Annotated in this window: 2 protein-coding genes; both read right to left on the minus strand. The window is 58.6% G+C overall.

Translation table 11 applies throughout. The annotated features are described in order from the left end of the window. Nucleotides 1–76: 76 nt before the first annotated feature. The gene (locus tag ML541_RS18840) at nt 77–5,083 is read right to left on the minus strand and encodes an OmpA family protein (RefSeq protein ID WP_279342337.1); all 5,007 of its coding nucleotides are present in this window, start codon (nt 5,081–5,083) and stop codon (nt 77–79) included. A 160-nt stretch (nt 5,084–5,243) separates the two neighbouring features. Then, nucleotides 5,244–13,388: an isopeptide-forming domain-containing fimbrial protein gene (locus ML541_RS02585; protein ID WP_243370445.1), complete on the minus strand. Its 8,145-nt coding sequence runs from the start codon at nt 13,386–13,388 to the stop codon at nt 5,244–5,246. Nucleotides 13,389–13,717: the final 329 nt, after the last annotated feature.

Below are 13,717 nucleotides of genomic sequence, written 5' to 3' on the forward strand. Positions count from 1 at the left end.
TAGCCGGCAGTGCAACAGTCCCCCCTCTTAGGTTAAGAGGGGGTCAGGGGGAGTTATGTAAACTGCAGAAGTCACACTAAATGGTCCCGACAATATTGATGAACAGCCCCTGGTGCCGATAACCCAGATCAGTCAAGTCATCGGAAAAATCGCTGAAGTTATAGCCGGCGCCGATCTTTATGTGGTTGCCCAGATGGCGGTAGAGCCCCAGGAGAACGCCGCTTCGCCGGTCATGGGCATCGGGCAGGTCGAGCAGTCGCCCTTCCACCATGGCGTCCCACCTGTGGATGAAACGCCAGTCAGCGCGCAGCACGAAGAGATGGGCGCGACTGTCGAAATACTCGGGGTTGACCCGGTCCACGCTCACCTGCCCGAGCCGGTACGCATACTTGCCCCCCACGGTCCATCTTTCCGTCAGGTTGTACATGGCATCGACCGAAGCGATATGGCTGCGCTGAAGCACGCCGGCCGTGGTGCTGGTGCCGCTTATCTGACTTGCTGCCGGTACATTGTAGAAGAAGGTATACTTGAACAGGGCGTTGAGCCGGTCATTGTCGACCGGCCGATAGGCATAGCCCACCACCCCCTCGGTATAGCTGCTGTCGTAGTACTGGTCCTGGGAACTCGTGCTCTGGGAGTAGTTGAGCTTGCCGATCAGCCGCCAGTCAGGGGTCAGTTGATACCTGAAGCTGTTTTTCAGGAGCCAGGTGGTGCGTTCGATGGTGCTGGTATCCGGTTGCTCCGCATCATCCACCCGAAACTCAAGAACGCTCGCTATCTTCACCTTGTCGAATCCGTAGCCGACGTTGACGCCTACAGCCTTCCTTTTTGTTTTGGCACCGGTTTCATTGTCCTGCAACGTGCCGAAATCCACCTTGCTGCCGAAATTCAAACGATCGGTGGGGGAGAGATCGACCCCGTAGGTATGGAGAAGACCGGTGGGGACATCGCCGTGGGTATAACGCTCTTCCCCATAGACACTGGCACTGTCCGAGTAACGGGTGCGGAAGCCCGACGTCATGCTCCCCTTGTTGGCCTGTACACCATTGTCGGAACGTTCGTTCTCCAAGGCATAATTGAGATAGATGGTGGTCCGGTCACTGTAGAGATACTCGGTGCCAAGCCGGCCAGCCACACCCAGGTCCCCCTCGGAAGCCTCGCCATTGACCTTGAAGCGGTCGGTTAGCCGATAGGCGCCGCCAATGCCGATCCGGTCGTTACCTTCGCGGTTCCCGGATGTCCTAACGGTTTTCTGGGTGAAGAGATAACTGTCCCAGCGCGCCCTGGAATCGTATGTGACTCTTGCGACACTGTCGATGCGATCTCCCTCTTCCTGGGTCAGGGGAACCACCGTCGACTCATCCCTGCGCCTGTCCCCGCGCGCACCAAAGCTGAGCTTCCACTGTTCGTCCACCTGGTAATTGACATTCAGCTCTGCAGACTTTGTCCCGAGCCCCTGGTCCACCGTCCGCTGGTCGGTTTTGACTGTAAGCCCAATCCGGTCGGTTAAAGGGAGGTTCAGGGTACCGCCGATGAGAGAGGTTTCCCGGCCGGCAACCTGCCCGGGCGCCGAATATCCCGCCTCCAACACCTGATCGTACAAGGTGAGCCGGCCCCGCCAGTTCTTGCGGACATCCTGCAGGTCCAGGCTTGTATCAATCCGGTAGGCCATGGCAGCGGTACCGGGACCGGCTGTGGTCTGGACAGTACTGTTGAAGCCGCCATCCGTTGAACTGGAAGTGAAGAGATCGGAACCCTGGCTGCGGCCGGTCTCAAGCTTGAGCCAGGTGGCGGATGACTTGCGGAGGGTAAGGTCCGCGCCGACAAGGCTGGTGTCGTTACCGCCGTCAGTCCCCTCGCTGCCGGTCACGCCCACCTTGACATAATCGCTGAGCCAGTAGTGGGCCCGGCCACCATAGGTGATCGTGTCCAGGTCCTCCACCCCGGGGGTAAATTCGTAGCGGACGACGAGAAAGACAGGATTGCCGCCAATGGACTCACTGTGTACAAGAAGATTATCGGCTGCAGTTGAACTCAGAGGCTGGGTCAGTAGCAGTCGCCCCTGCAGGTAGTCCAGGTCGTAATCCAGATTCGGCGCCAGGTCCTTGACCTCGAGCACGACACCCGAGTCCTTGTCGCGGACCTCGATACGCACCCGTTCCGAACCCTGCAGAATGTCCTGCCGGCGCAGGTAATAGAGAGAGCCGCCTGTGCCGCGAAACTCGTCCCGCCCCGCCGCCGTCCCCGGCTGGGCGGCAAAACCGTCGATTAGAAGGCGTTTTTCACCGAAGCTGGTGATGCCCTGGGGTTGAAAATGGAGATTGCCGCCGTATAGCCCCCGGTCCACCTGGGCAAGATCATTGTCCGTATAGCCCACCTTGAAATTGCCCCAGAGGCCGTAACTGTCCTGTTTTTTCAGCTTGGCGTAGAACTTGCCGCTGGTCGGCGCGTCTTCCTGAACCGTGCTGTCATCGCCGTAGGTGGGGAGATGGTACTCTGGGTTGATACGCCTGAAAAGTGCCTCGGGCGACCTGTTCAGGAAGTTGCTGAAAAGTTCGTCAAGTGGCCCTTCCCGTGTATCCGCGCTGGCAGTCAGCCCCCAGCCGTCACCGAACTGCCCTTTCGTGTAGAAGGCAAGCCGTCCCTGGGCATTGAAGTCGCTACTGTACTGGAGCTTGTCCGGAGCGAGCAAATGGGCAGGACCGTCGGTCTTGTTGGCCGACAGGGTCAGGTCGGCAATTCCGACGGTAAACCAATCCTTCTTCTTCAGCTCCAGGTCGCGCAGGAAAAGATCACCGCTGCCGCCCTTGTCGAGCACGGCAACTTCCACGGTATGCATCCCCTTTGGCAGGATTTCCTCGGCGATGAAGCGTCCCTCTCCGTCCACTGGCTCAGGGTATCCGGCAAGCCAGGCGCGGTATCCCGCCGGGATCGCGCTGCCGTATGCCTGGACCATTCCGCCGTCAACAGGAATATTCCTCACGGCAATGCGGCTGCCGCCGTATCCGGCCAACAGCTCCCTGTCGGTATCAGCCTTGGCAATGGAAGGATCGAGGTGATCGATCACCCACAAGGGCTGGGGTGTCGTCTCGTCGAAATTGCCATTCCCATCGTAGACGCGGGCCAGATATTTCAGCTCCCGGCCCGGAGCTGAATACGATGGAAAACTGGGCTGCCATGTCCCGATCCATTCGCTATCGATGGGAATGACGGCAACGGGGGTATCACGGACAGACTGAGTCTCATCGAATACCCTCACCTCTGCCTTTTTTATAAAGCTGTGGTAGTTGGCGTACAGGCGGAAACGGACCAGGTTTTCGGCAACATCTGTTTCGGGAATGTCCTGATAGCGGATGCTGCGTGGCCAGGCGGTTATATTCAGCCGGGGCTCCGCCTTCAGGTTGTCGTACTTGAACTGGATTTTGGCAGAATCGAGGGCCACGTCGGTGCAACGCTGCACATCCGGGATGCTCTTGTTCGGATCGTCAACCTGCTTGCCATCCACGGAGATACGCATGAGATTGAGGCTGAAGGGGTTAGCGGTGTTAATTTCGCGGGTCATGCGAATAATATCAACCCCTTCGTAATCATTGAGAGGAACCAGCTCGTCATAAACGATCTGCACCTGGACCTGCGACACCGACGACTGGGTAAATCCCGTATTCACCGGATCTGCCGACTGGACATAACCTCGCCCCTCGAACTCCATGTGCTTGGCGTCAAGCCCCATCTTCTCGCCCACGGCAGTCATGGTCCGGCGGGCGCGCGCCATGGACCAGCCGATATCGTCGCCATAAATGGCCGCAGTACGGCGGTCAAGCCTTTCATCGGCGATATAACCGACGAAGCGCAGGCGAACATTGGTTTTATCCTTGATCTCGTCCATGAGCTGTCGCAACCGGTCCGTATAGCCATCAGGGACGACAGGGTTACCGTCCTGGAACAGGATCGGCGCAATGGCTCCCGAGGGGGGATCGTACACCCTGGTGACTGTTTGGTTTCCAGCCTCCTCCGGGCAGAGCTGCGGTTCATCGGGGAGTTCCTGGAGCGCGTCATCGTGCCAGAATTCCACCTCCACCCGCCGGTTCATGGCACGCCCCTGGGCTGTGTCGTTGGTGGCCACCGGCTGTAAAGCCCCCTTGCCGTCGCTTTCCACCTTCACCTTGGAATCCTTCAGCGCATCCTGGACCGCCAGGGCAATACGCCGGGCCACCGCCTTCGACAGCCCGTTCTGATCTGCATAGATACGCTCATCACGCCCCTCGAGGGAGCCATTGTCGCTGTGGGCAATAAACTTTACGGCGATGTTCTGCTTACCACGGAGGTTGACCAGTGCCTGCCCGATCTGGTGCTGAAATTCTTCCGGCACGGTGACCATGGCCGCGTCATAGTGCATGGGGGCGATCAGGTTCCTGACGCGGACGCGATGGGCATTCCCTTCCTTGTAGCGCATCTTGCAGACCGTCTCGGTGCGGCAGATCTTGACCCGGTTCACCTGGCTGGGAACGACTACTTCCTTTTCCACCATCTTCTCGCCGATTTCGTCATACCAGACCTCTACCTCCACCCGGCGGTTCTGCGCCCGCCCCTCTTCTGTGGCATTGCTGGCAATCGGTTGGCTGTCACCCTTCCCTTCATAGGAGATGGCTTCCGGCGGAAGACCGAGGGCGCGCTGGAAATGTTCGGCCACGGTCCCGGCTCGTTCGCGAGAGAGGCCGGTATTGTCGCCATATTTAGCTTTGAGGGGGCCGATGAGCGCCTGGGGATCTGCGTGGCCGACGAAGTGAAGACGGACGTTGAGGCGGCCGCGCATCTTTTCCAGCACCCCCCGCAAAAGCTCCACATACTCGTCGGGAATATCAGCCCGGCCGGTACGAAAACGGATGGGAGGGACCACGTTCATCACCTTGATGGTCTTCACTTCCTTCTCAGGAACCAGGCGTTTCTCGGTGCGGTCCCCCTGGTCCTCCGCAAATATGGAGGGGTCAAGGAGCCAGGGGGTCAGGGCCTGGTCATTGGGCAGATGCTTCTCGGTCGCCTCCCCGGACGTAGCGGCCTCTCTGGTTCCCGCATTCCCGTTCATCGTTTTCACAGGTGAGGTTTCTGCGCAGACCACGGTTTTCACACCGGCTACACACAAAAGGAGCATACATGTTAGGGCGATGCCACGATTCACCATTAATCCATCCGTCTATCAGAACAGGTTAGAGTAGTTTTTCTTCCGTCAACCGGCTGCGTCCGCATCAGGGGGGCGACCCTCGCCGCCAGAAAACCTCGGTTTCAATTGTGAGCTGGTATCCGCCGTCCCATTTGCCGGTGATTTCCTTTTTCAGCGCCTTGAGGCGGTCATCGACAAGTCCACGGCTTTCGTTCTCCGCCAGATAGGACAGCCGCAGCACCGACGGTGCTTTCCGCAATTCCTTCAACAACAGGTCGATCCTCGGCTGCCACTGCATTCGAAGCTTGGTGGTCCCGGGTTCGAAGACGCCGTCGGCGATATCCATAGAGACCACATGGTGGATGGTAGCGCCAAAGTTATAGCGGAGCATTTTGCCGCGAGTGGCGCGCTGCACCTGGGGATTTTCGCTGGTCACCCGGTAGCCGGTGGGCAGGGTCCGGTCATCCAGCTTGAGAATGAAATTGCTGCCGCGGTCCTCGTCCGGGACCACCGCGCAGATGATATGGAACCGCCCATACTCATCGGTAGTGGCGATGAGCCCGCGGGCGGTCACGGTGCGCACACCGGGGAGCCCTTTCTCCCCGGCATCCTGGTTACCGTTGGCGTTGGTATCGTCAAAGACCTTGCCGATGATGTCGGTGCAGTCCAGGTCCGGATCGGCAATGACGCGCACCGTCGCAGCGGCAACTCCCGAGGCAATGGTGCCGGTGGCGTTGTCCATGACCTGGGCGCGATTCACATATTCCCCTTCGGAAACGCCGGAACCGACGATCATGAGGAAGGTGATGGTATGGGTCGTACTGCTGGAGAGTTGGGAAATGTTCCAGATCAGCTGGCGGTTATTCATCACCGGCTCGATCTTCAGCTTGTCCAAACGTGCCGACCCGGCCACATATTTGAAGCCGAGGGGAAAGGTATCGACCACGCTCAGGTTTTGTAACGTAACGCCCAGGGTGTTTTTCAGGGTGATGGTGTAGGGGACCAGCTGGCTCTTCGTCACGTCAACAAGGGCTGCAGTCTTGGTGATTGCAATGGCCGTGTCGAGGGTCGGATCGATGGGGAGATGGTTATTGTATATCTGGCCGTATCCTGGCTGGAGATTGTTCAGGGTGAGACGCAGGTAGTAAGCGGTACCCGTTCCCGCGGGCACTGAAATGACCGGTGCCAGTGCGGAGACCTGCGCTTCGCAGTAGTTGGATGTAGTCGGCACCGCATCCGCCGCACTTCCCGGGCAGTCCGGGACGGAAAACGATGTGGTAGCGGTGCTAAATGCGGCGGGAACCAGTCTTGAGACGCCGGATAGGTATCCTGAGGCCGGCGGAGTAACTTGAATGAGGTAGTCCACACCGGTGGGACAGGAAGGATCGCTGAAGTTCAGATCGAATTTATAGTAGCCGCTGCTGGTCGTGACCTGTCCCTGTTGCGTCGGATCATTGAAGCAGCTGCTGGCTACAGGCAAGTTGCTCGACGCCTGGACCATGGTCAGTGTCGCGCCTGCTACCGGTGTACGCATGATGGAATTGTAGACCACACCGTTGGGGGTCAGCGGCAGGTCCAGGTCCTGCAGAAACCCTCCAGAACCGGCTACGATGTTGGAGATGCGCTGTAAACCATTGGTGAATTGAGAACTGCACCAGCCCAACATTGCCGTACTCGCACCAGCCCCTGGAGCACGGAAGCGCAGCTCGTAGGTAATGGACGTACCGGCGTTTGGTGTGACGCCGCTGAAATGATAGGCGCCATCGGCATCGGTAGTTAACGTGCCCACAAGTCCGCCATTCTGATAAAGGTCCACAGTCCAGCCAGCCAATGACAGTTCGCCGCTGTCCTGGCTGTTGTTGAAATTGGCGTCCTGCCAGACCAGGCCATTAAGGCTCGCGCTTCCCGGCATACCGCCAGCAGTGACGGAGGTGCTGGCATTGGCGGTCTGGACAGGAGTGTTCCAGGCTGCCTGGCCGGTGTTGGTGATGACGCTGCCGCTCGCCACGGTTTTCAAAATCACTCTGAAACGTAGAATCACGGAACTGCCGGAGGAAAGAGTTCCATAGGTAGCGCCGTAATTGGCGGTAACCACCGGCGATGTGAAGCTGACCCCTTTAACGGAGCCGTTCATGGTCGCGGAACCATTGACGTACGTGGCCTGTGCCAGGAGAGGAGTCAGGTCATCGGTTATAACCACATTCGTGGCCGGGACCTGGCCGATATTTGTGGCCTGGATCGTATATTCCAGTGCGCTTCCCGGCAGGGCAGCGCCGCCGCCAACCACCACCGCCGATTTGGTGATGGAAAGCTGCTGGGTGTTACCCACGACAATGACCGTCGGTTGATAGCCATTGGTGGAGTTGCCGTCGGCATCGGTTAAGAGCACCGGCAACTGGGTGGTCGCCACGCTGCCCTGGTTGCTGATGATGGTGGCGGACCCAACACCCGAATCAACCTGTACCTTGAAGCTGACGACACCGGTGCCGCCTGCCGCAAGAGTTCCACCGTACGAGGGGGGTGACGGCGGAGTGATCCCTGCGGAGACGACACCGATGCCGTTGGCGAGTGGCGATATGCCGGGGGTGGAATCAGCAATCGCCACGCCATTCATCTGTACCGAATTGGCCACGTAAGTGGTGCCGGTTGGAATCGCGTCGGTCAATATCACCCCAGAAGCCTGGGTTGCTCCAGAGTTGGTAAGGGTGATGGTGTACTGAAGGGTGTCACCCGGATCGACGAGGCCATTGCCGTTCACGTCCCCAGCCAGTTGAACCGTCTTCAGGGCGTAGACCAACGGCAAGTTCCCCACCACAACCGTCGTGGGATCGTTCGGCACCGGAGTAGCCGGGTTGTCGGAGGGCTGTTCGACGAAGGGGCCGCTCCCTGCCCCTGATCCATTGACAAATCCCTGGTTCGAAATGAGGGTACCGGCCACCACGTTCCTGCTGACCACCACCTGGAAGGTGACCGTGGCCATGTTCGTTGCCGTGCCGGCGGTCGCCGGCATTGCCCCTGCAGTCAAATCAGCCGGAGAATTTATCGGCAAACCATTCTGCAGAATACTGACGCCGGCACTCAGGTCCGCAACAGCCTTGCCGTTGAGCATGGTGCTGTTGGCCACATAGGACGTATTGGCGGGTATCAGGTCCCGCAGCGTCACGCCGGTGGCATTCTCGGTACCAATATTTTTCACCGTAATGGTATAGCGCAGGGTATCGCCGGCCATGAAGGTGGCAGTACCGGAGGTGATGTCCTGCACCGTCTTCAGGACCTGGAAGACCGGCGACGAGGTGATGAGGGTCTGGGTCGGATTGGCCGCACCGGTGATGGACGGATCATCGCTTGACTGGGTCGGCATCAGATTGGAGCCGATCTGGGCCTGGTTCAGGACGAGGGTACCGCTGTTGATGACCGGCGCCAGGGTAACCTGGAACTGAATGACCAGTGAGTCACCCGCCTGCCCCTGGGGAGCAACGGAGAGATTGCCGATATTCACCAGACCGGTCCCCTTTGTCCCACCGCTCGGTGTTGTCAATGAGGTATTCGCGCCTGCCGGAACGGAGAGGATCTTGAGTGTCCCGGAGGCGAACATGGCGGACGGATTCAGCTTGTCCAACTCATCGGTCAAGGTGAAATTCGATGCTGCCAGAGAACCGATATTCTGAATTTTAAAGGTGTATTGCAGCGTATCTCCGGGCCTGGCGTTGGCACCGGACTGACCGGTGGTCGCGTTGTAGACGGTCTTATCAAATGTCAGAAGTGGCGCCAAGGTGGTCACCGTGAATGCGTCCTGATTATCCAGGACGCCAGGTGTACCATTGGTCAACGGGGCGGTGAAGGTCTGTATATTGCCCGGCGCGGTAACGGCCGGATCAGCACTTAACCACCGGGTCGCGGCCGCAACGTTTGTCAGAGTGATCCCCCCGGCCGTGTTGGGATCGAGCGATGCGCTATAGGTAACAATCAATCGATCCGTCGGCGGTATCGCTGCCGCGGATGACTTCATGGCAACCGTGAAGGTGCAGGCAGGCGCACCGGCAAAACTGACGATAAAATCCGTGCCATTGACAAGCGATGCGGAGACAGGCGTAACCCCGTCGGCCTGGTAGATCCGTGCCGTAACGTTGGTCGGCGCAGAACCGCACATGCTGCCCGGAGATGGGCTGGATACATTCGGAAGGATGTCCGTCAGGGTCGCCTGCCATGCGGTGCTGCCACCGGTATTCTGTACATTCAGCGTGAAGGTGCCGGGGGCAAGGGCGCTGATGGTGGCAGGCCCGCTCTTCTGCATGTTCAGCGCAGGTCCGACAATGGTGATGGCGGGGCTTGCGCCAGGGGCGCCGTTAGCCTGCGTGGCTGCGGTGTTATTCACGCTGTCGTAGGTGTAGGTGGCGGTGTTCTGGAACTGCTTTCCCAAGGTGTTGACTGCGGAATTGGCAAGGATCACCGTCACATTGACCACTATCTGCTGCCCCGCAGGGATGTCGATACCGTTGACGGTATCCTGGATAATGAGGTTTGTGGCCGTGCCCGTATTCACCGGGGTAAAGGACGGACCTGACACGCGCTGGACGCTGACAAAACTCAGGTCCACGCCGGTGACGGAGGAGCGCAAGTCATCCAGGATACGCACGTCATACATCGCAGTGGGCTGAGGCGTGGCCGGGATTCTAATTTGATAGGCAAAGGGCTGACCGATGGCAGCTGTGGCTACCAGGGCCTGCTTCGACAGTGCCGTCGCCGAGGCACTGGTCAGCTGGACCGCGGCTGTGCTGGTCGGACCATACGCCTGCCGGTTTGTAACCACACTGGAAGCAGGGACATCCTGGCTGTCGAAGGAGTAGTAATTTGTGACCCGTGCCTGGTTGTTCAGAGTCATTCCCGCACCAAGGCCGCTGTCGGTCTTGACCTGGTAGACCACCTGCAAAGTCTGGCCCGGCGGAATGGCGTAGAGAGCGGAGGAACCGGCAGTGTCGAAATTCCAGGTGGCGACACCGGTGACCGAGCTATAGGTCGGAGCCAGCGTTGGGAGGGTGGCCGTTACCGCATTGGTCACGGTATTGACCAATATAATGCTGCTTGTACTAACACCCGCCTGACGCATCCCCACCGGCAGCGTATCGGCCAGGATGGTATTGTAGGCCGGGGCTGCGCCGCTGTTGGCAATCTTCACCGTATATGTGACTGGCTCGCCTGCAGTAATGACCGTGTTTCCGTTGGCCGTTACGGCACTTTTGGAGACATTCAGCATCGGTTGCCAGATGTTGACGGTGGCGTTGGCGGTTTTAGGCGTCGCAGCAAAGCCGTCGATGGCGTAGCTGAGGGTGGCATTGTTGGCCAGCTGCTGGGCCGTGGGGGACTGCGCGAGGATGTCCCTCACCACGTGAGCACGGTACTGGATAATGAGGGTATTATTGGCAGGGTTGTTATCAACGACGTTGGTAACGTTACCCAGGTTCCAGGTCAGGGTGCCCGTACTCCCTGGCGCCGGCTGGGAGGCCACCGCATAAGTAAAGTTGCTGCTGCCGGGCGCAGGAGTGATGCTTACCACGCCGTCAAAGGCAAGGCCGGCTGGCAGCTGGTCGGTGACCATGATATTCTGTGTCACCCCTTCACGCAGGGTCAGAGCAAGATTGTAGAGGACGGTGTCGCCAATGCGCAGGGTTGAATCTGTGCCGGTGCTTGGTGCGGTGGTCCAGGAGTCGGAGACGACCGATTTTGTGAAGGTGGTTGGATCGATGGAGGAAACGGCGGCAGAGGCGGGACCGGAACAATAGTTGTTCGGTGCCGTCACATTGGGGCAACCGGCGCCGCTACGCTCTCCCGCGATCGAGCCGGAGAGCGAGGTCCAGTCCACATAGGCATGGTTGGTGACAGGTGCCCCGGTCGTCTGCAAGACGCTCACCTGGTAAGTGATGACCAGGGTCCCCCCGGTGGGGATATCAAGGTTGGTGTCACCGTTCTGGCTGCCCCACGCCAGGGCGCCACCGGAAACGGAGGTCGGATTCGACTTGAATCCGCTGACCGGGATACCGTTGATCTGGGCTGTAGCCGAGTTCGGAATCAGCGTCACGTTTGTCGGCAGGTAATCCAGCAGGTCTGTATCGTAGGCTTCGGAGCTGCCGTCGTTCCTGATGGTGACCGTGTAGCGGAGCACGTCTCCTGGTGCAGCAGGAGACGATATGGATTTGCCTGCCGGAGAGGCATAATCGACGATCTTGGCAACGGCCAGGTGTGGCTCGACCACCGTCATGGCGGAGGTGGTTGCCGCACCGCCGTTCGCTTGCGTCGCGCTGTCTCCACTTAACTTGTCATAGGTGTACGACGCGGTGTTGCTATATGTCAGGCCACTGTGGTTGGTGGTGGTGTTCTGCAAGGCCACCGTCACCAGGATTTCCGCCTGGGCGCCCGCGGGAATATCGATACCGGAGTTCAGGTCCTGGAGAACGATATTGGTTGGCGTGCCGGTATTGGTCAGGTTCCTGGTAACGCCGGATATTGTGGCCTGTGCGCCCACAAAAGTCATATTGGCGGCGGAGAGTGCCAGGTTGTCCAGAATCTTCACATCGTACAAGGGCACGTTGGTGGGGGTCACGGGCACTTTGATTGTGTAACTGAACTGCTGGCCAATCGTCGCGGTGCTCTGGTTATTCGCCTTCGACAGCGCACCTGGCGCCTGGATCGTCAGCCGGGTAGGATCCCCACCTTGACCGAGCAGAACCGCGCCGTTTACAGATGGATCATCACTGGGGCCGGTCCATGTTTTGCCGAGCGCGTCGGTGCCGGTCAGGTTCGCTTGATTGGAAATGACCGTGCCGTTGGTGAGGTTTGAGTCCAACGTGGCATCGAAGTCAATCTGGATCTGCGAATTGGTTGTTGCTCCCCCAGGAAGATCAAGGCCGGTAATGGTAATAGAGTTCGAGGTGACGCTTGTTGAACCGCCCGCCGGGGTAATGGTAACGTTTGAAATCGAACCCAACCCCGCAGGTAAGCTGTCGGTGATTGTGATGCCATTGAGCGCCGGCCATGTAAAGTTCTGAAGCAGCAAGGTGTAGCGCAGTTTGTCGCCCGGAAAGGCCGTGGTGGCCTGGTTGGTACCTGTGGTCAGGTCCCGGACCGTCTTCTGAAAGTAATAGCCGGTCTGCGCCGCCGTAACACTCCAGGCATCTTGGAAATCCTTAGTGCCCGGCGTGCCGTCCGTGATCGTCTTGTCATACTCACGACGAACGATAGAGGTGCTGCTCGCACTGAACCATCTGGTAGCACCGGCGATATTGGTAAGTGTCGTGCCAGGTGCGACACCAGTGCTGTCGACCTGTGCCTGGTAACTGATGATCAGGTGTTGATTGGGGCCGATTTTGGTCGTATCGAGCATAGCCAGGTTGAGCTGACCGGGAGAACCGCTGCCACCGCTCCAGGTGAGCGTAAAATCGGTATCCTTGACCAGTGAAGCCGAGACCGGGGAGACTCCGTCAGCCGCAAAGATCCGGGCGGTCACCGTGGACAGGGGTGAGTAGGCGCTCATGCCGGCCGGGAGGTTGTCGGTGATCGTGGCATTCCACGCGTCAGCGCCCGAGTTATTCTGGACATCGAGCGTATATTTCACCTGCGACGTTAGGTTGACGGTCTGCGCCGAGCCTGTCTTTGTAAGCGTAAGGTCGGGATCGGCAATTATCATCGGCGACGAAACGCCCGACTGACCCGGAAGGGGGGAATACAGTACCCCGTCTATAAGCCTCGAGAACTGCCAGGGGGCAGTATTAATAAATTGCTTTCCTGCCGTGTTTGTTGGCGTGTTGTCGAGGACGACCGTTATCTCGACCACAACCTGAGACCCGGCAGCGATGTCGGGAAGTGTGAAGTCGAGGTGCTTGTTGTCACCATTGTTAGTGATCGGCACAGGGGCACCGCTGCCCTTGATGTAGGCATTGATGCCTACAAGGGTCATTTCCGCGCCCGTAGCAGCTGCGGTGAGATCGTCGGTGACTCTGATGTTGCCCAGGTAGTTGGGCGACGCGTTGTTGTACCACGTGCCCGTGGCCGGGTCATACATGACCGGGATCGTTAGTGTGTACGTGAAGGGCACGCCGACACTGGCTGTTGCTGCGGGGGACTGCTTGGCGATGGCCTCTACGGGTATGAAAAGACTCTGGCAGCTGTTATTGGGATCATAAATCGCACCGGGGTTAACAAACCAGATCTTGGTGGTAGTATTTGAACACGCCATATTACCGCCGTAGTAAACATTGTTAAAAATTGCCAGGTAACCATCAAATTTAAAATTGAGGGTGGAAGTCAGTCCCTGTGGCCATTTGGCGGATAACGGAAAGTTCTGGAACCTGCAATTAGCGTCAATTCCGATCGAGGAAGGAAGAGTTAGAGCATTTAGACTGGGATCATTACCGTCGACTATGTGGAAACCGTTCACGAGGGGATAGCCACTGCACATATCCGTCCCCGCCTGAGCTGGCGAGGTCGCGTCCAGCACCAGGAGCAGCAGGGCAACAGTAATGAGGTTTCGATAGATTTTTGATACGGACAGTGTTACCTGCATAA

This window comes from Geotalea sp. SG265 (assembly GCF_022808985.1).
Taxonomy (GTDB): Bacteria; Desulfobacterota; Desulfuromonadia; order Geobacterales; family Geobacteraceae; genus Geotalea.

Excerpts from the sequence above, each read along its gene's own strand:
- ML541_RS02585 (WP_243370445.1), bottom strand. The coding sequence starts at position 13,388 with ATGGCGTGTTCAAATACTACCACCAAGATCTGGTTTGTTAACCCCGGT.
- ML541_RS18840 (WP_279342337.1), bottom strand. The coding sequence starts at position 5,083 with ATGAACGGGAATGCGGGAACCAGAGAGGCCGCTACGTCCGGGGAGGCG.